At 66.6% G+C, this 20,474-nt stretch carries 20 protein-coding genes and 2 tRNA genes; 6 read left to right on the forward strand and 16 right to left on the reverse strand.

Annotated features, from left to right (window positions below):
* From DBR10_RS02875 to DBR10_RS02885, 3 genes are all read right to left on the reverse strand, one after another.
* The coding region (locus DBR10_RS02875) for a GTP-binding protein (protein WP_199225306.1) at nucleotides 1-98 on the reverse strand (98 nt) is incomplete at its 3' end.
* 55 nt (nucleotides 99-153) lie between these two features.
* A tRNA-Gly gene (locus DBR10_RS02880) sits at nucleotides 154-227 on the reverse strand.
* Nucleotides 228-306: 79 nt separating this feature from the next.
* Nucleotides 307-392, reverse strand: a tRNA-Tyr gene (locus tag DBR10_RS02885).
* A 170-nt stretch (nucleotides 393-562) separates the two neighbouring features.
* On the opposite strand from DBR10_RS02885, the gene rlmB reads away from it, so the two are divergent.
* The 3 genes from rlmB to DBR10_RS02900 all read left to right on the forward strand — a co-directional run bounded on the left by rlmB (nucleotide 563) and on the right by DBR10_RS02900 (nucleotide 4,231).
* Nucleotides 563-1,399, forward strand: coding sequence for a 23S rRNA (guanosine(2251)-2'-O)-methyltransferase RlmB (rlmB, locus tag DBR10_RS02890; protein WP_108505423.1), 837 nt, complete (start codon nucleotides 563-565; stop codon nucleotides 1,397-1,399).
* Between the two features lie 105 nt (nucleotides 1,400-1,504).
* A complete protein-coding gene (stpX, locus tag DBR10_RS02895) occupies nucleotides 1,505-3,445 on the forward strand; it encodes a stalk-specific protein StpX (RefSeq protein ID WP_146184157.1) in 1,941 nt (646 codons plus the stop codon).
* Nucleotides 3,446-3,487: 42 nt separating this feature from the next.
* On the forward strand, nucleotides 3,488-4,231 hold the full coding sequence (locus DBR10_RS02900; protein ID WP_108505425.1) for a TerC family protein: 744 nt from the start codon (nucleotides 3,488-3,490) through the stop codon (nucleotides 4,229-4,231).
* A gap of 4 nt (nucleotides 4,232-4,235) precedes the next feature.
* Here DBR10_RS02900 and DBR10_RS02905 read toward each other — a convergent pair whose 3' ends face one another.
* The 3 genes from DBR10_RS02905 to DBR10_RS02915 are packed head-to-tail and all read right to left on the reverse strand — an operon-like array spanning nucleotide 4,236 to nucleotide 6,777.
* Nucleotides 4,236-4,667, reverse strand: coding sequence for a hypothetical protein (locus DBR10_RS02905; RefSeq protein ID WP_108505426.1), 432 nt, complete (start codon nucleotides 4,665-4,667; stop codon nucleotides 4,236-4,238).
* The gene (locus tag DBR10_RS02910) at nucleotides 4,664-5,674 is read right to left on the reverse strand and encodes a phosphotransferase family protein (RefSeq protein ID WP_108505427.1); all 1,011 of its coding nucleotides are present in this window, start codon (nucleotides 5,672-5,674) and stop codon (nucleotides 4,664-4,666) included. Before DBR10_RS02910 ends, DBR10_RS02905 begins: the two co-directional genes overlap by 4 nt.
* Nucleotides 5,671-6,777, reverse strand: coding sequence for a hypothetical protein (locus tag DBR10_RS02915; RefSeq protein WP_108505428.1), 1,107 nt, complete (start codon nucleotides 6,775-6,777; stop codon nucleotides 5,671-5,673). Before DBR10_RS02915 ends, DBR10_RS02910 begins: the two co-directional genes overlap by 4 nt.
* Before the next feature lie 178 nt (nucleotides 6,778-6,955).
* On the opposite strand from DBR10_RS02915, the gene DBR10_RS02920 reads away from it, so the two are divergent.
* Nucleotides 6,956-7,279 carry a DUF423 domain-containing protein gene (locus DBR10_RS02920; RefSeq protein WP_369831723.1) on the forward strand — a complete coding sequence of 108 codons (324 nt, stop codon included), beginning with the start codon at nucleotides 6,956-6,958 and terminating at the stop codon, nucleotides 7,277-7,279.
* On the opposite strand, the gene DBR10_RS02925 is transcribed toward DBR10_RS02920, so the two are convergent.
* The gene (locus tag DBR10_RS02925; RefSeq protein WP_108505430.1) at nucleotides 7,270-8,490 is read right to left on the reverse strand and encodes a multidrug effflux MFS transporter; all 1,221 of its coding nucleotides are present in this window, start codon (nucleotides 8,488-8,490) and stop codon (nucleotides 7,270-7,272) included. The two genes, DBR10_RS02920 and DBR10_RS02925, sit on opposite strands and share 10 nt — an antisense overlap.
* Nucleotides 8,491-8,622: 132 nt before the next feature.
* On the opposite strand from DBR10_RS02925, the gene DBR10_RS02930 reads away from it, so the two are divergent.
* Nucleotides 8,623-9,609: an alpha/beta fold hydrolase gene (locus DBR10_RS02930; protein ID WP_369831724.1), complete on the forward strand. Its 987-nt coding sequence runs from the start codon at nucleotides 8,623-8,625 to the stop codon at nucleotides 9,607-9,609.
* Between the two features lie 4 nt (nucleotides 9,610-9,613).
* On the opposite strand, the gene DBR10_RS02935 is transcribed toward DBR10_RS02930, so the two are convergent.
* On the reverse strand, nucleotides 9,614-9,868 hold the full coding sequence (locus DBR10_RS02935) for a hypothetical protein (RefSeq protein WP_218278478.1): 255 nt from the start codon (nucleotides 9,866-9,868) through the stop codon (nucleotides 9,614-9,616).
* 127 nt (nucleotides 9,869-9,995) lie between these two features.
* Here DBR10_RS02935 and pip point away from each other — a divergent pair, with 127 nt between their 5' ends.
* On the forward strand, nucleotides 9,996-10,985 hold the full coding sequence (gene pip / locus DBR10_RS02940) for a prolyl aminopeptidase (protein WP_108489747.1): 990 nt from the start codon (nucleotides 9,996-9,998) through the stop codon (nucleotides 10,983-10,985).
* A 42-nt stretch (nucleotides 10,986-11,027) separates the two neighbouring features.
* Here the strand turns inward: pip and rodA are convergent, their stop codons facing one another.
* From rodA to DBR10_RS02980, 8 genes are all read right to left on the reverse strand, one after another.
* On the reverse strand, nucleotides 11,028-12,185 hold the full coding sequence (gene rodA / locus DBR10_RS02945) for a rod shape-determining protein RodA (RefSeq protein ID WP_108505431.1): 1,158 nt from the start codon (nucleotides 12,183-12,185) through the stop codon (nucleotides 11,028-11,030).
* Entirely contained in the window at nucleotides 12,182-14,188 is a 2,007-nt protein-coding gene (gene mrdA / locus DBR10_RS02950; protein ID WP_108505432.1) for a penicillin-binding protein 2, read from the reverse strand. Before mrdA ends, rodA begins: the two co-directional genes overlap by 4 nt.
* Before the next feature lie 4 nt (nucleotides 14,189-14,192).
* A complete protein-coding gene (locus DBR10_RS02955) occupies nucleotides 14,193-14,708 on the reverse strand; it encodes a hypothetical protein (protein ID WP_108490679.1) in 516 nt (171 codons plus the stop codon).
* Nucleotides 14,705-15,757: a rod shape-determining protein MreC gene (gene mreC / locus DBR10_RS02960; protein WP_108505442.1), complete on the reverse strand. Its 1,053-nt coding sequence runs from the start codon at nucleotides 15,755-15,757 to the stop codon at nucleotides 14,705-14,707. The genes DBR10_RS02955 and mreC overlap by 4 nt, the downstream gene beginning before the upstream one ends.
* Nucleotides 15,758-15,804: 47 nt before the next feature.
* Entirely contained in the window at nucleotides 15,805-16,848 is a 1,044-nt protein-coding gene (locus DBR10_RS02965; RefSeq protein WP_004623009.1) for a rod shape-determining protein, read from the reverse strand.
* 319 nt (nucleotides 16,849-17,167) lie between these two features.
* Nucleotides 17,168-18,058, reverse strand: a complete 891-nt coding sequence (locus DBR10_RS02970) for a DMT family transporter (RefSeq protein ID WP_108505433.1) — start codon at nucleotides 18,056-18,058, stop codon at nucleotides 17,168-17,170.
* Nucleotides 18,055-18,666 (reverse strand): O-methyltransferase, encoded by a 612-nt coding sequence (locus DBR10_RS02975; RefSeq protein ID WP_108505434.1) that lies wholly within the window; start codon nucleotides 18,664-18,666, stop codon nucleotides 18,055-18,057. The genes DBR10_RS02970 and DBR10_RS02975 overlap by 4 nt, the downstream gene beginning before the upstream one ends.
* 110 nt (nucleotides 18,667-18,776) lie before the next feature.
* Nucleotides 18,777-20,351: a 2-isopropylmalate synthase gene (locus DBR10_RS02980; protein WP_108505435.1), complete on the reverse strand. Its 1,575-nt coding sequence runs from the start codon at nucleotides 20,349-20,351 to the stop codon at nucleotides 18,777-18,779.
* Between the last annotated feature and the right edge of the window lie 123 nt (nucleotides 20,352-20,474).

The raw sequence follows: 20,474 nt of genomic DNA on the forward strand, positions 1-20,474 counted from the left end.
GTGATCGCAGCCGTCAGCGTCGTCTTGCCATGGTCAACGTGACCAATCGTGCCGATGTTGCAGTGCGGCTTGTTACGTTCGAACTTTTCCTTGGCCATCGTCTCTACCTTCGCGCCGGCGGCTATGAATGTGGGTCGTCATATATAGGGGAGCTGGAGCGGGTAGCGGGAATCGAACCCGCATCCTCAGCTTGGAAGGCTGCTGCACTACCACTGTGCTATACCCGCCTAGCTTGCGGGGTCGCGTCGGCTCCCGGTTCTGGCTTTGAAACCCGTATCGACCGCCTCGAGGGAGCTCTCACGCGCGTGGTGGGGGAAGCAGGACTCGAACCTGCGAAGGCGTACGCCAGGGGATTTACAGTCCCCCCCCTTTGCCACTCGGGACATTCCCCCAGCGCGCGTAGAGAGACCTCAATGCGACCTTTCCTGTTTCACGACCCTCGGCGAACCGCCTGTCGTGAAAAAGGAACAAAAGCTTCCTTGAGCCGGGGTGGACGGTGCTAAAGCAGCGCCGTCCTGGCTCGCGGAAACCCTCAGGGCCCCAAATCGGAGCGCGTCTTATAGTGTCCTCTCATTCCGAACGCAACGACCGCCGGAAGCCTTCTGAGCCCGGACGCGATTTTCGTTCCAAGCCACGGAAACCACACGGCTTTTCCAAGGGCGCAAACGACGAAAAGGACTGGATCTGGGGTTTTCACGCCGTTGAAGCGGCTCTGGCGAACCCCGCGAGACCCGCTCCGAAGCGTCTTCTGGTCACTGCGGAACGGGCCAAACGACTCGCGCCGAATCTGGCGAAGCTGCCCTGTCTGCAGGTGCTGGAGAACAGCGAGATCGCCCGGCACCTGCCGTCCGGTGCGGTTCACCAGGGTCTGGCCCTGAAGATCGACCCGCCCGAATCCCTGTCGGTCGCCGAACTGGGCACACCGGCCCGGGGCGTCCTGGTGATGCTGGACCAGATCACCGACCCGCAGAATGTCGGGGCCATCTTCCGCTCGGCCGCCGCCTTCGGCGTGCGCGGGGTGATCCTGCAGGACCGCCACGCCCCGGCCCTGTCGGGGGTGCTGGCCAAGACCGCCGTAGGGGCCGTCGACAAGATCCCCTATGCCCACGTCGTCAACCTGTCGCGGGCGCTGGAAGAACTGGCCGAGATGGGCTGGCGCGCCATCGGACTGGCCGGTGAGGCCGAACAGACCCTCGATGTCGTGCTCGACGGCGGACCGACGGTCCTCGTTCTGGGTTCCGAAGGCGAAGGCGTCCGTCGGCTGGTCGCAGAACACTGTGATGCCATGGGAAAAATTGCCATGCCTGGGGGCTTTGAAAGCCTGAATGTGTCTGCGGCGGCGGCGATCGCGCTCTATGAGGCGGCAAGAGTTCGCCCCGGGGATGAAATCAGTTTGTAAAACGGCGTTAACCGTTTTGATTTCGTCGCAACTGCATGGTCTAGATATCGCAGTGCTTCGCGGGCTTGGCCTTCGGAGCTTTCTGACATGGGATCGGGGGACCCGATGTTTGGACGTAACGTGCGTTTAGGAGCTCTGGGCGCGACAGCGACAGGCGTTCTGCTGCTGGGCGGCTGCAGTGGCGGCGAGCCCGTGGCTTCCGCCCCGCCGCCTCCCGAGGCGGTCGCCGAGTCGGCACCCGCTGCACCGCCCGAGTTGCTTGGCGCTGCGCCGGCACCGGATGCGTCCAGCGCGCAGGACGGCCTCCTCGGCGGCGCGACGGCGTCAGCGCCGATCGATGTCGCCGCCATTCCTGCCGCAGAAGCCGGGCCTGCAAGCCCGGCCCCCATGGCCATCCCGGCCCAGTCAGGATCGCTGAAGACCTGGCGGCGCCCCGACGGGACCCTGGTGACTGCCATGAAGCCGATCGCCAATCCGCGAGCGGCACACCCCGTCCGTCATGCCCCCGCGCGGAGCACGCCTGCGACCGCCAAGCCGGCGGCCAAGCCTGTGCAACTCGCCGCAGCGCCATCGAAGGCCGCAGCCAAGCCAGCACCGCAGCCGATCAAGGTAGCGGCTGCGCCGCCGCCCAAGGTCGTGGCCGCACCGCCGGCGCCCCTGAAAGCCGTAACGCCGCCCAAGGCGACCGTGCCGCTGACCAAGGCCCCCGCGCCGCCCGTACTCGCCACCGCAAAGGTCGCGCCGACCAAGCCGGTGGTTGAAAAGCCGCTCACCAAGCTACAATCGCTGCAGGCCACGCTCGCGCCTGCGGTGACCAAGGAAGCCACCCTGACCACGGCCGACAGCCTGGGCAAGGGCGAGGCTGGACAGGTCACCCTGTCCCTGCCGCTGACCCTGGCGGACCGGATCAAGGCCGAAGCCGCCAAGCTTGGCCTCCGCAAGGCTGCCAAGACCTCCAGCGCCTATGCCAAGCTAGAGGGCGAAGGCTATGAGGTGACCCCCAACGGCCGTCAGACGGCCGTGATCAAGCCGGGCGAGCCGACCACCTTTGCCTGGCAGGTCAAGCCGGGGGCCGAGCCCAAGGGTCAGTTGACGACCCAGTTTGGTGTCGAACTCAACGGAACCAAAACCCCGCAGTCGTTCACGCTCGGCGAGATCACCAAGCGCGTCGCGCCGCTCGTTGAAAAGAGCAAGGCGTCAGCGGGCGGACTGCTGGACCGCCTCGGCCTGGCGTCGCTCAATCGGGACGTGACCCTGCCGGGCGGCGTCAAGGCCCCGCTGAAGGCCGTTGTCGGCGGCATGCTGGTTCTGCTGGCCGTCGCCATCCTGGCCCTGCTGGCCAGGGCCGCCGCCGCCAATCGCGAGCGCGACGCGAAACGGCGCAAGTTCCGCACGCTTTCCACCAGTGGACAAAGCGCGCCTGAACTCGATCCCGCCCCGCCGGGCGGGGCTCCGGTCAGCTTCGTCAGCCCGATGGTGGCTGCGGCCGCCGCCGGCGCTGCGACGACGACGGTGCTGGCCCACGAGCTTGCGACGTCCTCCGCCGCTGAAACACCCGCCGGGGAAGACCCGTTCATCATCAAGTCGGATCTGATCCCTGCGGCCGCGCCGGTCGTTCTGGCTCCGGTGGTGGACGAGCCCGTTGCCGAGCCGGTCTCGATCGTGACCGAGGCCCTCGCCGTGGAACCGGAACTGCCGCCCACGGCCACGCCGGTCGTTCTGGCTCCGGTGGTGAATGAGCCTGTCGCTGAAGCGGTCTCACTTGTGACTGAGGCCCCTTCCGTGGAAGCGGCCGAAGGGGCCGTAGCGGAAGCCGTCGGTGCCATGGCGCAGACCCCGCCCGAGCCCGAGGCTGCGGTGTCGCCTGTTCTGGTGGCAGCTCCCGTGGCGGCCGAGGCCTATGTGAATCCGATGATCGCCGCCACCGCACCGCCGGTCCTGGCCACGGTCACGGTTCCGTCCGTCGCCGAGCCCGTTGAAGCCGAAACAGCGGCCGCAGGGCCGGCTTCGACCGAGAGCGCGCGTGAACTGGAACCCGCGCACTGACCCCCGCTTGCAACGCCGCTCGCCCTGTCGCATTGAAGCAGCATGTTTGACGCTTTGATCGCCCAGGCGGGCGGGCTGAACGGCCCGGTTCTGGCCTTCCTGCAAGTTCTGATGATCGATCTGGTCCTGGCCGGCGACAATGCCGTGGCTGTGGGACTGGCTGCCGGTGGCCTGCCGGTCAAGGAACGCCGCAAGGTCATTCTTTATGGCCTCGGTGCAGCCGTTGTGCTGCGGATCGGCTTTGCCCTGATCACGACCTGGCTGCTGGGCGTCATCGGGCTGCTGCTGGCCGGGGGCGTGCTGCTACTCTGGGTTTGCTGGAAGATGTGGCGTGAACTGCGCGAGCAGGCCACCCATGATCAGGCCGATGCCATGGCCTCGATCGACGGCGACCCGACCACCGAGCCTGGTCCCCGTCCGGCCAAGAGCTTCAAGCAGGCCTTCCTGCAGGTTTTGATCGCCGACGTCTCAATGTCGCTCGACAACGTCCTGGCGGTGGCCGGCGCGGCGCGCGAACATCCGGCGATCCTGGTGTTCGGCCTGCTGCTCTCCATCGTGCTGATGGGCCTCGCCGCCTCGGCGATCGCCAACCTGCTGCACAAGCATCGCTGGATCGGCTTTGTCGGCCTGGCCATCGTGTTCTACGTCGCCACCCACATGATCTGGCAGGGCCACCGCAGCGTGGTGATGGATCTGGACAAGACCGCCGCCTACAACGCGGCGGTCCCCAGCATGATCGATATCGGACCCGACGAACTGGCCCGCCACGCGCGGCACAAGAACTAGAGGGTCAACGCCCGGGCAGAGGCGGCATGTCCAGTCGACGGGCGTGGGCCATCTGCCCGTAGAGCCGCAGGATCGCGTGATCCCGCTGAACGTCACCCGCGGCTTCAACGGCCTCGTGCAGGCCGATCAGGGCCCGCCGCAAGGTCGCATTCGCGCGGTCCAGGCTGCCGAGTGAGAGATCCCCATCCTCGGCCCGGGCCGCCTCGGCCAGATGCGCGCCATAGTCCGGAGCCGCCGCGTTCAGCAGGGCGCGGAGGGTGGCGTTCTCCCAGACCCGCGCCGCGCTGCCCCGTTCCGCCTCCTGGGCGGCGAGCAGCGACAGGAGCGCGACAACGCCGACCTTTCCAGCCATGAACTCGCCGGCGGACTCCGGCGGCGGGGCCTCGGCCATGCAGAGGAAGTTGCCCAGCAGGATGTCGGGAAGACTCGGGGTCATGACAGGCCCTCCAGGCGCATCAGGCGTTCAGCCAGGATTTCGTCGTGACGGCGGGCCGTGTACCAGCCCGAAATGGCCAGCACCGGGTCCTTGAAGCCACCATCGCGATACTCGCGCGCGGCCGAGGTCCAGATGGCCTGGCCTTTCACCGCCGAAAACAGTTCCCACCAGGCCAGGGCGGCAGCATCGACGGGCAGTCCGCTGGTTCGCGACCAGATGTCGAGCGCCTCGGCGCGCGGCAGCATCCCGGCCACCCGGGCCGTGTCGTAGTGGCTCCAGAGCGGATCGATGGCCCAGGCCAGGTCTTCCAGCGGGTCGCCGATATGGGCCATTTCCCAGTCGAGCAGGGCCAGGATCTTCCCCTGCCCGTCATGAAGGAAGTTGCCCGTGCGATAATCGCCGTGCACCACCCGGACGGCGACTGGTGGCGGTGGCGGAGCGCGCCGCAAACGGCGGATCGCGGCCCGGACGATGGGCTGGGGATGCTGTTCATCCGCCTCGATCACGCCCGCCCACTCATCCAGCGCCACGCGCCAGCATTCGGCCGGGTCCGGCGAGGCGGCGGCAGCCCCCAGCGGCAGCTCTGACGGGTCGACCGCCGCGATAGCCCCGAGCGCCCCGAAGAAGGCCTCGCCAATGGCCTGGGCATGCTCTCCGTAGGGATCGACGGTAAAGGGCGAGGCCGCCGCTCCACCATCCACACGGCTCATGATGAAGAACGGCCGCTCCAGCTCCGTGCCCTCGGCCTCGAGGACGATGGGTTCCGGCACCGGGGCCCGACCGTGAAAGGACTGGAACGCCAGGAACTCCAGCCGTCGGTCGGTATCGATGAGGCTCCCCGGCGGATCACGGCGCAGGATGAGCGGTCGCGTCTGGCCCTTCACCAGCGCGTCGAAACGATAGGTCTCGCGACTGGCTCCCCCGGGGATGCGGGAAAGGTTCGAGACCTCGGTCGGCGTGTCCCAGTAGCGGGTCAGATAGCGCTCGAGGCGCTCGGCAAGCGTCATGGCGCAACATCCAGCAGTGATGAAAAGCCCGAAGGGGCATGGGGCCCGATGGCCAGCTGCTCAAACACTCCACGCCCAACGCGGGTTTGGCCGTCCGGCGCGATGAAGGTTACGCGACTGAGGGCCTGGATATGGAGGTGATGCGGCATCCGCCGGTCGATTGTGGCCGTCTCGAAGTCCTCGCGCTCGACGGCACTCTGGCCATGGTTCAGGCCGTGACCCCACTTGGGATGCCCGTACCCCAGGCCCAGCATGAAGAATTCGGACTGGGGCTCGATCCTGACCTGGCCACTGGAGCCGAAGTCCAGGGTCGCCGACCGGGCGTGGCGGGTCCCCGAGCGCCAGTCGATGGCGAAATCGATCGCCTCGAACCCCCCGTTGTCACTTTCCTTCTGGCCATCGCCGAGCCAGAGGGCGCGACGGTTCCACGGCCGGCCCAGCTCGTCGTCATTGGTATGGAAGAAGAGTCCGCCATCCTCGAAGTTGCACGGCGACCACAGCCAGAAGAACTGCGGCAGGACCGGCGGCGCCAGGTCCTGGGAGTCGCGCGCGCCAACCGGGCGAACGCCCCACGAGCGGTCGCGCGTTCCGACAAAGCCGGCGAGATCCGAGCGAACCCCATCGACTTCGATCCAGCCGCTGTAGCGGCCGTTCTGGGTCAGACGGGTGTAGTCCATGAAGGTCCGCGGCCCGTTGCGGCGGACAAAGCGCGGCTCCTCGACGGGAAATGCACGGCCTTCGAAGATGATATGGGCGCGAATGCCCTCTGCGGGGGCTTCGACAGACAGGGACAGGCGCTGAAGCGGTTCGAGAACCGCAATGGAGATGGGGCCGACTCGCAGGTCCATCCGCTCCATGTTCAGCCAGCGGCTGGCATGGAGATTGACCTGTTTTCCGTCCTTCATGACGCAGAAGGCCGCGTCGGCGATATTTAGGTGTGGATAGATTCCGAAGGCCGCAGCGAAGAAAAGGTCCGGGCCGTCACCGCTGGGGGCGTACCCATTGAAGAAATAGCGGTCATAAAAGTTCCGATCCGTGCCCGCATAGGCCACGGGCTCGGGTGTTTGATGGATCGGGTAGTCGTCGCCCCAGGTAAGCGCCATGCCGTCCTCCCGTTCGTCCGCGCCTGGGCCCTCTGACGGGGCGGCTTTACGGACAGATGAACAACGGTAATGTCAGGGCTGATCAATGCAACCGTGACGGAACGTCAATCGTATGGCCCTTTGGACTCCGAAGACCTGGACTGGGCTGGCGGCATTGAATGGATTGTGTGCGGTGGGTATGGGTGCCTTCGCGGCGCATGGCGTGACCTCGCCCAAGGTGATCGACTGGCTGCACACGGGGTCGACCTACCAGATGTACCACGCGCTTGCGGTTCTCGCGGCGCTCGGGCTCCGGCGAGCGGGCGTCCGCAGCATGGGTCCCGTGGCGGCCCTGTTCTTCCTGGGCACCCTGCTCTTCTCGGGCTCGCTCTACGCCCTGGCCTTTGGAGCCCCCAAAATCCTGGGGGCGGTCGCCCCGGTCGGCGGTGGGGCCTTCATGCTGGGCTGGCTGGTTCTGGCCTGGCGCGCCTTTACCCTCCGCCCCGCAAAAGCTCAGGCCTGAGCCGGAGCCTTTTCTCCGCGCGGGACGGCGACAAAAAAGATCGCCAGCGCGGATCCGACGAGGCATGCGCACATTAGGCTGGTCATCGGCCGGGCGGTGCCGTCGTGCAAGTGCCCTCCGATCCACGACAGCAGTGCGCCGAAGCCAAACCAGGCACCGCCCAGAAGGGCCGATGCCGATCCGGCCCGCTTGGGGTCGACACTGAGCGCGCCTGCCGTCGTGTTGCCGCCCATGAGACCGTAGGTCGAGAGGCTGAGGAAAAGCAGCGGCAGCAGGGTCCAGGCCCCGCCGATGCCGGTCCAGGCCGCGACGCCCAGAAGCGAGGCCATGGCGACTGAAGCGACGCTGGCCCGAACCAGGACCCGATCCGGCGTCGACCGCCGCAGGAAGACCCGATTGAGCTGGCTGGCCCCGATGATGCCGACCGAGTTCAGGGCGAAGATCAGGTTGAAGACCAGGGGCGAGTGGCCATAGGTCCCCATGATCAGATCGGGCGCACCGGCAATATAGGTGAACAGCACGCCCCCGTTCAGTCCGCCCGCCAGGATGTAGCCCACCAGTCGCCTCTGGCGCAGCAGGGCCACAAAGGCCCTGACCGGATTTTCCGACCTGGCCAGGGCCGCGGTTTGGGCCGAGCGGGACTCCTTCAGCCCCAGGGTGACCCAGACCACAATCACCAGGCCGAACAGGGCGAGGACCGCAAACACGGCCCGCCATCCGGCGATCCATTGGATCACGCCGCCCAGCTGCGGGGCGAGAACCGGGGCCAGTCCCATGATCAGCGTCATGGTCGACAGGACGCGGGCCGTATCCGCATGGCTGAACCGGTCGCGCACCACGGCGCGGGCCACAACGGCACCGGCACACCCGCCGAGCGCCTGGACGAAACGGGAGAGGATCAGGACCTCGATCGTCGGGGCCAGCGCGCAGGCTGCCGACGCCAGGGTGTAGATCGTCGCCCCCAGCAGGATCGGCCCCCGTCGACCCAGTCGATCCGACGCCGGGCCATAAACGAACTGTCCGATCGCCATCCCGGCAAAAAAGGCTGCGAGCGTCGCCTGGGTCTGTTCGGGCCCCGCGTGCAGGGCGGTGCCGATCGCCGGAAGGCTCGAGAGGTACATGTCGATCGACATCGGCGCAAAGGCCGTGAGGGCCCCGAGCAGAAAGACCAGTTTCCAGGGGATGGGTGCAGCGGGCTGAGCGGCGGTCATGGCGGACCTTCTACAACCGTTTGATGCGCTGAGAACGCCCTATCGGACTTGCCCCCGCTCCAAAGCAGGGCCACGGTGATCAGCAATCATATAGGGCTGGAAAAAGAGCGGGAGTTGTCGATGCAGGGTCAGATGGAACGTCCGCTCGCTCCGCCCATGCCCGGGCCGAACTTCGCAACGGTCAACGGCATCCGGATGGCCTATTACGAGGCCGGACCCAGAACCGGCGTTCCGATCGTCCTGTGTCACGGGTTTCCCGAGTTTTCATACTCGTGGCGTCACCAGATCGCCGCCCTGGCGGCAGCGGGGCGCTGGGTCATCGTTCCGGACCAGCGCGGCTATGGTCTTACCGAGTGCCCGACTCCGGTCGAAGCCTATGACATGGACCACCTGACCGGTGATCTCGTCAGCCTGCTCGACCATCTGGGCATCGACAGGGCCGTGTTCTGCGGACACGACTGGGGCGGCATCATCGTCTGGGCCATGCCGTTGCTACATCCCGGACGGGTGGCCGGCGTGATCGGCCTGAACACTCCGTTCACCCCGCGCCTGCCGCTGGATCCGATCGAGATGTACCGGCAGGCCTATGGCGACGAGATGTACATCGTCCATTTCCAGAAGCCAGCGATCGCCGATGCGCAGCTGGGGGCCGATCCGGAGAAGACCATCCGCTTCTTCATGCGCGCGCCGGGAGACAGCGTCGAGGCCTTCGAGGCCCGCCCTGCAGAACGCCGGAGCCTGGCGCTTCAGGAGGGGCTGGCGCGCTACGATCCGGCCAATGATCCCCTGCAGTTCCTGCGGCCGGAGGAAATCGCCGTCTTTGCCGAGAGCTTCACGCGAACGGGGTTTACGGGCGGGATCAACTGGTACCGGAACTTCAGCCGCAACTGGGAACGTTCGGTGGACCTGCCCCGGACGATCGATGCGATCCCCTGCCTTATGGTGATGGCGGAGCAGGACGTCGTGCTGCCCCCTTCCCTGTGCGATCGCATGGGTGAGCAGATCGCCGATCTCGAGAAGGTGCTGATCAAGGGCAGCGGCCACTGGACCCAGCAGGAAAAGCCGGACGAGGTGAACCGCATCCTGATCGACTGGCTCACCCGCCGCTTTCCGGGCTGAGCGCTCAGGCCGTCCGGCTGGCGATGTCTTCCGCGCGCCGGCGCATGGCCGCAGCCAGCTGCAACAGGGCGAGGGCCGAGGTCTCGTCGCGTTGAGCGGCCCGCATCGAATAGACCTGGGCCAGCGCAAACAGGGCCTCGGCCCGGTCAACACCGCCGTCAGAGAACGTCTCGCCGATGGTGCGGTCCAGCTGCGCCAACTGCTGCGGCGTGAGCATGGCCAGCAGTTCTTCGTCGGAAAGGTCTTCAGGCGAGTCCATGCTCAATCATAGCAAGTCGCAGGCCGGGCGCACCCCGGCATTGTAAGCTTTGTCCCGCCACTTGCAGGCGGGGCGGTTCGCGCGATCAGGCGTTCACAGCAGGCCTTGAAGCGCTGTAGGATCGGCCATGGACCGTTCTTCCCCCTCCTCCGTCATGTCTTCCGTCGGCCGCCGCGGCCTGTTTCGCGAGGTCGAGCCCCATGCCTTCGGCTGGATGCCGACGGGCGGTCCGCACGAGATCTACTATGAGGAATGCGGCAACCCCCGCGGCAAGCCCTGCGTGATCCTGCATGGCGGCCCGGGAGGCGCGATCAATCCGACCATGCGCCGGTTCTTCGATCCTGCCAAATGGCGCATGGCCCTGTTCGATCAGCGCGGCTGCGGAAAGTCGCGCCCGAATGCCAGCCTCGATGACAACACCACCTGGAGCCTGATCGAGGATATCGAGCGGCTGCGCGAGCATCTGGGTATCGAGAAATGGACGGTGTTCGGCGGCTCGTGGGGTTCGACCCTGGCCCTGGCCTATGCGATCAAGCACCCCGAACGGGTCGAAGGTCTGGTCCTGCGGGGGATCTTCCTCCTGACGGACAGGGAGTTGCGCTGGTTCTACCAGGAGGGGGCCTCGATGCTGTTCCCCGACGCCTGGGAGCGGTTCCTGGCCCCGATCCCCAAGGATGAGCGCGGCGACCTGATGGCGGCTTATCACCGGCGCCTGGTCGCCCAGGACCGCCGGGTCCAGCGTGAGGCCGCGGCAGCCTGGAGCCAGTGGGAAGGCGATACCATCTCGCTCCGGGGCCCGGAGGCCCGCCCCTCAAAGTTCAATGAAGAGGACTTCGCCGTCGCGTTCGCGCGGATCGAATGCCACTTCTTCACCAACAAGGGCTTCTTCGAACACGACGGCTGGATTCTGAAGAACATCGACCGCATCCGTCAGATCCCGGGCTGGATCGTTCAGGGCCGGTTCGACGTGGTCACGCCGCTGGACAGTGCCTGGAGCCTGCACAAGGCCTGGCCGGAAGCGAGCTTCGAGATTGTCTGGGACGCCGGTCACGCCTCGACGGAGCCGGGCATCATCGACGGCCTGGTGCGCGCCACCGACGCTGCGCTTGTAAGCTGAGGCACGACCCCGGCGGCGACGTTCGCCGCCGGCCGGCTTCGACTACATCAACGAGCCCTTGCCGCTGGTAACCTCGGTATAGCGGTGAACGCGCACGGCCTGGATCAGGCCGAAACCGATCATGACGGTGAGCATGACGGTGCCGCCATAGGACAGCATCGGCATCGGCACCCCGACCACCGGCGCCAGACCCATGACCATGGCCCCGTTGATCAGAACATAGAGCGCAAACGTCGCAATCGTGCCGGCAGCCGCCAGACGGCCGAAATGGCTGTGGCTGATCGAGGCGATGCGCAGGGCCATGAAGATCACCGTCCCGTACAGGAACAGGACCCCGAAACAGCCCAGGAAGCCGAACTCCTCGGCGAGCGTCGCGAAGATGAAGTCGGTCTGCTTCTCGGGCAGGAAGTTGAGCTGGCTCTGCGAGCCCAGCCCGAAGCCCTTGCCCAGCAGCCCGCCCGAGCCCAGTGCGATCTTGGACTGCAGGATATGGTAGCCGTTGCCGGACGGGTCCTGTTCCGGGTTCAGGAAGGTCAGGATGCGGTTGCGCTGGTAGTCGTGCAGCACGAACAGCACAAAGGGCGGGATCGCTGCCAGCACGCCGATGACGCCCGTGAGGATCACGCGCCATGACAGGCCAGCGAGGACGACGATTGCCAGGCCTGTGGCGGCAATCAGAACCGCCGTGCCCAGATCCGGCTGGTGCGCCACCAGCAGCACCGGTGCCCCGATCATCGCGGCAGGGACGAGCAGCCGCCAGGAAAAGCGGGCGCTGTCGGCCGAGAGGCCGTGATAGTAGCGCGCCAGCGCCAGGACGAGGCCGATCTTCATCACCTCCGAAGGCTGAAAGCGGAACGACCCGATCGACAGCCACCGCTGGGCGCCCAGCGAGACATCGCCGACGACCTCAACGGCGACCAGCAGGGCCAGCCCGACAAGATAGACGGGGTAGGCGATGCTGAACCAGATCCGCAGGTCGACCATCGCCAGGATGACCATGATCACGAAGTAGATGCCGAACCGCACCAGGTGCCGGGCCGCCCAGGGCTCCCAGGAGGCCCCGGCGATGGAAAAGAGCATCAGCGCGCCGGAGCCGGCGATCAGGCACAGGACCAGACAGAACGTCCAGTCGATCTCCATGAACTTGATGATCGGCCGGTCGCGCTCACCGGGCCGGCTGAGGCCGCCGCTGAGGGTCATGTGCGGGGTCCTTGATCAGGGGTCGCAGGCAGCGGCGTCACGACCGGATCTTCCGGTGCCGCACCCTCGACAATGTCCTCGGGCGGCGCATCCGGCAAAGGCATGGGCTTTTCAATGCGGGCGCGGATCTCGGGATCCTTCAGCAGCGCCACGCGCATGACCTCGCGGGCGCGCGGCGCACCGGCGGTGGCTCCGCCCAGGCCGCCATGCTCGATGATAACGGCCACCGCATAGCGCGGATCGTCATAGGGCGCGAAGGCCACAAACAGGTTGTGGTCCTTCAGACGCCAAGTCGTGGCATAGCCCTTGCGGTTCTTGACCCCGTCATAGCTGCGGACCTGGGCCGTGCCGGTCTTGCCGGCCATCTGGACGTCGCCGAGGCCAAGCTGGCTCTGCCTGTAGGCCGTGCCGCGAACATCGTTGGCCACGGCCGCCATGCCGCCCCGCACATACTCCAGGTGCTCGGCCGGGAACGGCAGGTCGGGCACGGATGCGCCACTGGGCTGCTCGACCCCGCCGACCGATTTGATCAGGCGCGGGACCAGAGCCTTCTTGGCATTGGCCATCCGCGCCGTCATGACGGCCAGTTGCAGGGCATTGACGGTCAGAGCGCCCTGCCCGATCCCGTAGCTGGGGGTCTCGCCGGGGAACCAGATCTGGTTGGCCGGATTTTTCTTGAAGGCCCGCTTCTTCCATTCACGATCGGGCACAATGCCCTTCTTCTGACCGGGAATGCCGATGTCGAAGGTCTGGCCAAAGCCCATCGACCGAGCCGCTCGTGCAATCGCGTCAGGCCCCATCTTGAGCGCGGTCTGGTAGAAATAGACGTCGCACGAGTTCTTGATCGCCTCGTGCATGTTCTGCGAACCGTGCCCGCCGGGCTCCCAGCAGCGCCAGGTGCGGCCGCCATAGTTCCAGCTGCCCGGGCAGTGAATCCGGATCTCGGGATCGATCCCGGCCGACAGGGCCGCCAGCCCGACCGTGGGCTTGAAGGTCGATCCCGGCGGATAGGTGCCGGTCATGGACTTGTCGAGCAGGGGTTTGCGCTCGTACTCCGCCAGGGCCTTGTATTCGGCTCCGCTGAGGCCCCGGACAAAACGGTTGGCGTCAAAGCTGGGGGCCGAGACCATGCAGAGCAGGTCGCCATTGCGGCAGTCCATCATGACGATGGCTCCGCTCTCCTCGCCCATGACTTCAAGGGCCCGGTTCTGGATGTCGGCATCCAGGGTCAGCCGGATCTCCTTGCCCGGCGTCGGCCGGATGTCGCCTTCCGGATCGAGCCGCACGACCCGCCCCTGGGCATCGACCTCGGCCTTGGTGGCCCCGGCCCGACCGCGCAGGTCCTGGTCGAAAGCCTTCTCAACGCCCTGCTTGCCGATCCGGAAGCCCGGATGGTGCAACAGGTCCTGATCCTGCGACGGATCGTCCTTTGCGGCCTCCAGGTCGCGGTCCGAGACCTTGGCGACATAGCCGATCACGTGGGCGAAGGCCCCGCCGAACGGATAGACGCGAACCTCGCCCATGTCGGCGGTCACGGCGGGCAGCTCCGGCGCCCGGATATTAACCCGGGAGAATTCCTCCCAGCTCATATCCTCCATCACGGCCACCGGGGCCTTGCGCGGGGCGCGATCCAGATCTTTCAGGATCCGGGCCCGGCGGGTGCCGTCGATCGGCACGAGCTTGGCAAGGTCATCCAGAACCGCTTCTGCATCCAGGTCCTTGTCCTTGGTGACCAGGAGCCGGAAGTTCGGACGGTTCGACGCGAGCGGCGTTCCGTTACGATCGAGGATCAGTCCCCGGGGCGGCGGCATGAGCCGGTAGTTGAACTGGTTGCCGGCTGACAGCTTCTGATAGCGCTGCGCCTCGACCAGCTGCAGTTGCGCCAGTCTCCCGCCCAGCGCCAGCAGCCCGGCGCCGGCCAGCCCGCCCATCAGGAACGCGCGGCGGTGAAACACCCCCTGGCGCTCATTGACTTCAAAAAACAGGATCGAGGGTTCGCTCATGATCCTAGCGGAACCTTACGTCGGCATCGTCGAAACGATCGACGAGACGATGGGCAAAGGGGAACAGCAGCGCGGTGGCCAGAAACTGCCAGAACACCCCGATCAGGCTGGGTGTGGCGAGGCTGTCGAGCATGGAAAACAGAAAGCCTGCAGCCATGGCGACGGCCGTGACCCCGGCAAACCAGACCCACATCATCGCACGGCTCTGGCCGGTCATCATGTTGCGCGCCGCCAGCACGGTGGCATAGGCCACCAGAAGCGAAAGCCCCCACAAGCCGGTGGGTCCGCCCCAGAACAGGTCCAGGAACAACCCGAGCAGCAGGATGGCGAAGGGCGCGAGAATGGAGGGTCTGATCAGCGCCCAGGCAAAGGCGGGCACGACAGCAAACACCGGTTCCGGCAAATGCAGTCCCCAGACCCGGATCGGTGCTGAAAAGAGCATGGTCGCAATGACACAGGCCAGAAGCGGGCCGCCCAGCCAGCGGAACGGATTGAGGGGACGAGCGCCGCCGAGGCTCATCGAGCGGCCTCTGGCGCAGGGGGCGGCACCGGCTTGGGCAGGGTCGGCTTCGGCGAGGTCTGCGGCGCGTCAGCCGGACGGATGGCAACCGGCTTCGAAGGCGCGCCTGTCCGGGCGGCGGGAACCGGCCCGAGGATGGAGGCCTGGGGGTCCTCGGTCGTCACCGGCGGAAGACTGCGGGTCAGTAGCTGCTTTTCGTCGGCCAGTTGCGCAAAGTCCTTGAACAGCAGGATCCTGACGAAGTCGATCGCTGCATCATCGGCGAAGAGCACCACCCGCCAGCGGCCATCCAGCCCCTTGACGGCCGCGCCCACCGGCAGGCCGCGCGGTACCACGCCGCCGTCGCCGGAAGTCACGACCCGGTCTCCCTGCTGGATGGGATCGACGCCCCGGAGGTATTCCAGCTTGGGATTGGGCCCGCCGTCGCCGGTCAGGATCGCGCGCGCATTCGTGCGGTCGATCATCACCGGCGTGCGCGATGCGATGTCTGTCAGAAGGAGGACCCGGCTGGTCGTCGTCGAAACGCCGACCACACGCCCCACAAGGCCGCGCTCGTTGAGAACGGGGTTGCCGACGACAACGCCCTTCTCCGATCCGACATCCGCCAGCCGGGTATTGGCGAATGGGCCCCGACTGTCACTGACGACGCGGGCCGAGGCCATCGGAATGGGCGGATCGGTCCGCAGGCCCAGCAGGGCCTTGTAGCGATCATTGGTGTCCTGCAGCGCCAGGGCCCGGTCGCGCCACTGGCGCATCTCGGAAAGCTCGGCCTTCAGCCGGCGGTTTTCCGAGGCCGTGAAGAGATAGCCGCGAAAGAAATCAACACCGAGGCCGGTCCAGCGCCCCGGTGCCGCAATCGCGCCGCTCACCGGCTTGGCGACGACATCGACGGTCTGGCGCGTCACGCCATAGGCGTGGTCCTGCAGGGTCTCGCGGCGGTCTGCCAGCAGGAACGCCACCGCGATCACGGCCGCGACGATCAACGCCACGGCCGCGGTCCAGGTGAGCGGCACTTTCAGGTCGCCGAGGGGACCTTCGCGAAAGACCACGAACAAGTTCTCCTGGCACCCCCAAGGTGCCGGTCAGGATGAGACGTCTAGGCCAGGGTGGATTCGAGGACGCCCTTCATCCACTTGGGATGCTCGAGCACCTTGCCGCAGCCCAGGGCCACGCACGACAGCGGATCATCGGCCACCGTCACCGGCAGGCCGGTGTGGTCGCGGATCTCGGCGTCGAGGCCGCGCAGCAGCGCGCCGCCGCCCGTCAGCATGATGCCCTTGTCGGCGATGTCCGAAGCCAGCTCCGGCGGGGTGGCCTCCAGGGCGACCTTCACGGCCTCGACGATCTGCCCGACCGGTTCGGCTAGGGCGTCGGCGGCCTGCTTTTCGCTGATGCGCACCTCGCGCGGCACGCCCTGCATCAGGTCGCGACCCTTGACGTCGATCGACAGGCCTTCGCCGTCAGCCGGCGCGCGGGCGGTGCCGATTTCTTTCTTGATGCGTTCTGCGGTCGTTTCGCCGATCAGCAGGTTATGGTGGCGGCGCATGTAGCTGATGATCGCCTCGTCCATCTTGTCGCCGCCGACGCGGACCGAGCGCGAATAGACGATGCCCGACAGCGACAGCACGGCCACCTCGGTGGTGCCGCCGCCGATGTCGACGACCATAGAACCGGTCGGCTCATGGATCGGCAGACCGGCACCGATCGCGGCGGCCATCGGCTCGTCGATCAGGCCGACGCGGCGGGCCGAGGCGTTCAGACAGCTGTCATTGATGGCGCGGCGTTCGACGGCTGTGGCACCTGACGGCACGCAGACGATGACCTTCGGATTCACGAAACCCTTGCGGTTGTGAACCTTGCGGATGAAATACTTGATCATCTCTTCGGCGACTTCGAAGTCGGCGATGACCCCGTCCCGCATCGGACGGATGGCTTCCATGTGACCCGGCGTGCGGCCCAGCATCTGCTTGGCCTCAATCCCGACGGCGTGGACGATCTTGCGACCGCCGACATTGCGCAGCGCCACGACCGACGGTTCGTTCAGCACGATCCCCTTGCCCTTCATATAGATCAGGGTGTTGGCGGTGCCGAGATCGATGGCGATGTCGTTGGAGATCACGCCGAAGAGGGAAGAAAACATTGAAAGCCCTGACTGAGGGATAGAGGGGCAAGACGTTGTATTTCAACATGAAAGTAGTTCAGGGCTAAGTTCACGACGCGCAGGCGTGAAAGTCTACCGAACCACCGCCGGAACAGGACAGCATGATTCCTCGGAATCGCCGTCTCGCCCGGGTCTCCCCGCCCTGGACCACGACGGATGCGCCGCCCCATGGCCGCGCCGTCGTCAGACAGCTCCAAGGCGCGTCGACGATGCCCGTTTGCCCTGCGAAAGCGTTGATTTCAAGGTCTATTCGCGGTGCCGCGAAAGGCTTTTGCAAAGACGGGGTGCAGGGGCCTGATCATGGCGAAATCTGGCCCAGGGCGGCCATCACCACGCCGACCGCTGTGATCAGTCCCGCGACGATCTGCAACACCGTAAAACGCTCGGCGAAGAGGCGATTTCCGGCGATGGCGGCGATCGGCATTTCCACCACACCGACCGCGCGAACGGCCCCTACGGGGGTCAGCGTCATCGCCGTAAACCACAGGCCGGAGGCGGCGGCGCCACAGAAGCCGGCCCCCAGGGACTGCCGCCAGGCCGCGGCCACCGCCTTCAGGGCGCTCGGGTCCCGGACGGCCAGAAAGCTGGTCAGCACCACGGTCTGCAAGGCCTGAACAATCATGACCGTGACAAAGGCCGAAGCGGCGGGATGCGCCGGATCGAAGGTGAGGCTGGCCTGACGAAAGCAGTTGGCGCTGAAGGCGAACAGGGCCCCGGATCCCAGACCGGCCAGCACCGCCCCGCGCCGCATCACCACCTCGCCCCTCGGCCAGGTCAGGATTGCAAGGCCCGCGCTGGCCACCAGGCCGCCCGACCAGGTCAGGGCGCTGATCCTGTCGCCGAACAGCAGCGCGCCCCAGACCAGCGCGAACGGCAGGCCGCTTTGCTGCATGGCCGTGCCGAGGGCGAAGGTCGAGCGGTGCATGGCCACCAGCTGCGCGGCCGTGGCCCCCATCTGGGCGGCGGCACCGGCCGCGCAGCACAGCCAGAACCACGGCACGGGATGGGCCACAGCGCCGGTGGTCGAGATCCAGGCCACGGCCGCGAACGCCGTGGCAAACGGCAGGCCGAACAGAAACCTGACCAGGGTCGCGCCCCAGGGCCCCGCCCCGCCCATGATCGAGCGCTGGGCGGCATTGCGCGCCACCTGGAAAGCCGCTGCTGCGACTGTGATGGGAATCCAGATCATGACCGTCGCGCCGCTATGATCAGGCCCGAAGCCCAGGACAGGCTGGCGGTCGCCAGATCGGGATGGCTTTTCAGGCGCGCGGTCAGGTCATCAACCCGCGCCTGATGATTGGCCGGCCAGTTGGGCTGGGGCAGCATATCATCGACAACATACAGGCCGCCGGGTCGCAGCAGCGCCAGGGTTTCGTCCAGCCCGTCATACTTGCCCGGCCAGGCGTCGGCGAAGATCAGGTCGAAACTTCCCGCCGGCTGATCTCGAACAAAGTCGAGACCGTCAGCGATCACGAAGCGAATACGCGGATCATGGGCCAGGGCCTCACGCGCCACGGCCTGGATACGCTCGTCGATGTCGATGCTGACCAGGGTGGAGTCGGCGGCCATGCCCGCCGCCAGGCAGACTGTGGCCAGCCCCGTTCCCGTCCCCAGTTCCAGAAGCCGTCCCCCGGGCCTGGACGCGGCCAGCAGTCGCAGCATGGTGCCGGTGTCCGGCTCGGACGGCATATCAAAACCCAGGGCGGCCGTGCGGGAGCCTATCTGGTGCCAGGACGCGGGCAAGGCAGCGGCATTGTCGGCGAACGCGGAGTTCGTCGAGACGGGGGTCGAGGTCATCTGACGCTCTTTCGTGGGATCGCGCAGGCCGGCGCGGCCCGTCGCGCACCGACAACGGGATCACCCGCGTGATGTGGCAAAGGAATGGAGGCGCGCGAGCGCCTCAGCGCCTAGAAGCCGCTGGCGATCGCCGTCTCCGGCTTGGTCTTTTCCTTGCGGGCGAAGAGATTGTTGAGCGCGTTGACATAGGCCTTGGCCGAGGCGGTCAGGGTGTCGGTATCCGCCGCCTGACCCGTGGCGATGCGGCCGTCCTCCTCGAGACGGACCGAGACCTGGGCCTGGGCGTCGGTGCCTTCGGTCACCGCATGAACCTGGAACAGGCGCAGGGCGGCGCTGTGCGGCACGATCTTGTGGATGGCGTTGAACACCGCATCGACCGGGCCGTCACCGGTAGCTTCCGCGGTGCGCGACTCGCCGTCGACATCCAGGGTCAGCTCGGCCGACTGACCTTCGGTGCCGGCCACGACACGCAGATGCTGGACGCGGATCTTTTCCGAGCCCCGCGCCAGGGCATCATCGACCAGGGCGATGATGTCGTCGTCGTAGACGTGCTTCTTGCGGTCGGCCAGGTCCTTGAAGCGGCCGAAGGCCTCCTTCAGGGCGTTCTGGCCCAGTTCGTAGCCCAGGTCCTTCAGCTTGGCGCGGAAGGCGTGGCTGCCCGAGTGCTTGCCCATGACCAGGCTGGACGGCGCCTGGCCGACCGATTCCGGGGTCATGATCTCGTAGGTCTCGCGGTTCTTCAGCATCCCGTCCTGGTGGATGCCGCTCTCATGCGCGAAGGCGTTCTTGCCGACGATGGCCTTGTTGTACTGTACCGGGAAGCCGGTGATGGCCGAGACATAGCGGCTGGCCCGGGTAATGTGCGTCGTATCGATGCCAGTCTGGTAGGGCAGCCGGTCGCCGCGCACCTTCAGGGCCATGACGATCTCTTCGAGCGCGGCATTGCCGGCCCGCTCGCCCAGGCCGTTGATGGCGCACTCCACCTGGCGCGCGCCGCCCTGAACGCCGGCCAGGCTGTTGGCCACGGCCAGACCCAGATCGTTGTGGCAGTGGGTCGAGAAGATGACCCTGTCGGCCCCCTCGACATTGTTGACCATCCAGCTGAACAGGTCGGCATATTCCGACGGATAGGTGTAGCCCACCGTGTCGGGCAGATTGATCGTCGTGGCCCCGGCCTTGATGGCCGTTTCGATAGCGCGGCGCAGGAACTGGCGGTCGCTGCGGGTCGCGTCCTCCGCCGACCACTCGACATCGTCACGCAGGTTGCGGGCGTGGCCCACCGAGCGGGCGATCACGTCGATGACGGCATCCGGCTCCATCTGCAGCTTGTGCTTCATGTGCAGGTCGCTGGTGGCGATGACCACGTGGATGCGGCCGCGCTGGGTCGGCTTCAGGGCCTCGGCGCAGCGGTCTATATCGACTTGGTGGGCCCGGCACAGTCCGGCGATCGTGCTGTTCTTGACGATCTTGGCGATCTCATGGACAGCCGCGAAGTCGCCGTTGGAGGCGATGGGGAAGCCGGCTTCAATGATGTCGACCCCCATCTCCTCGAGGATCTTGGCCAGTTCCAGCTTTTCGTCGTGGGACATCGACGCGCCGGGCGACTGCTCGCCGTCGCGCATGGTGGTGTCGAAAATGACGACGTTCTCGCGCTTGTCGAAAGCGCCGGTGCCTGCGGTGGTCATGAAATTACTCGTCGGAATGGGTATGCGTTCGGGGCGGCGGAGAAGGATCATCCCCTGCGCGCCCGGCCACGACGATGCGTGGCCCTAGAGCGCCCAGGGGCTGATAAGCCGAAGAAGGAGGTG

This window comes from Caulobacter sp. HMWF025, from assembly GCF_003060965.1.
GTDB lineage: Bacteria > Pseudomonadota > Alphaproteobacteria > Caulobacterales > Caulobacteraceae > Caulobacter.

Coding starts and splice junctions, on each gene's coding strand:
- stpX (WP_146184157.1), top strand. CDS start 1,505: ATGTTTGGACGTAACGTGCGTTTAGGAGCTCTGGGCGCGACAGCGACA.
- DBR10_RS02900 (WP_108505425.1), top strand. CDS start 3,488: ATGTTTGACGCTTTGATCGCCCAGGCGGGCGGGCTGAACGGCCCGGTT.
- DBR10_RS02905 (WP_108505426.1), bottom strand. CDS start 4,667: ATGACCCCGAGTCTTCCCGACATCCTGCTGGGCAACTTCCTCTGCATG.
- DBR10_RS02910 (WP_108505427.1), bottom strand. CDS start 5,674: ATGACGCTTGCCGAGCGCCTCGAGCGCTATCTGACCCGCTACTGGGAC.
- DBR10_RS02915 (WP_108505428.1), bottom strand. CDS start 6,777: ATGGCGCTTACCTGGGGCGACGACTACCCGATCCATCAAACACCCGAG.
- DBR10_RS02920 (WP_369831723.1), top strand. CDS start 6,956: ATGGGTGCCTTCGCGGCGCATGGCGTGACCTCGCCCAAGGTGATCGAC.
- DBR10_RS02925 (WP_108505430.1), bottom strand. CDS start 8,490: ATGACCGCCGCTCAGCCCGCTGCACCCATCCCCTGGAAACTGGTCTTT.
- DBR10_RS02930 (WP_369831724.1), top strand. CDS start 8,623: ATGGAACGTCCGCTCGCTCCGCCCATGCCCGGGCCGAACTTCGCAACG.
- DBR10_RS02935 (WP_218278478.1), bottom strand. CDS start 9,868: ATGGACTCGCCTGAAGACCTTTCCGACGAAGAACTGCTGGCCATGCTC.
- pip (WP_108489747.1), top strand. CDS start 9,996: ATGGACCGTTCTTCCCCCTCCTCCGTCATGTCTTCCGTCGGCCGCCGC.
- rodA (WP_108505431.1), bottom strand. CDS start 12,185: ATGACCCTCAGCGGCGGCCTCAGCCGGCCCGGTGAGCGCGACCGGCCG.
- mrdA (WP_108505432.1), bottom strand. CDS start 14,188: ATGAGCGAACCCTCGATCCTGTTTTTTGAAGTCAATGAGCGCCAGGGG.
- DBR10_RS02955 (WP_108490679.1), bottom strand. CDS start 14,708: ATGAGCCTCGGCGGCGCTCGTCCCCTCAATCCGTTCCGCTGGCTGGGC.
- DBR10_RS02965 (WP_004623009.1), bottom strand. CDS start 16,848: ATGTTTTCTTCCCTCTTCGGCGTGATCTCCAACGACATCGCCATCGAT.
- DBR10_RS02970 (WP_108505433.1), bottom strand. CDS start 18,058: ATGATCTGGATTCCCATCACAGTCGCAGCAGCGGCTTTCCAGGTGGCG.
- DBR10_RS02975 (WP_108505434.1), bottom strand. CDS start 18,666: ATGACCTCGACCCCCGTCTCGACGAACTCCGCGTTCGCCGACAATGCC.
- DBR10_RS02980 (WP_108505435.1), bottom strand. CDS start 20,351: ATGACCACCGCAGGCACCGGCGCTTTCGACAAGCGCGAGAACGTCGTC.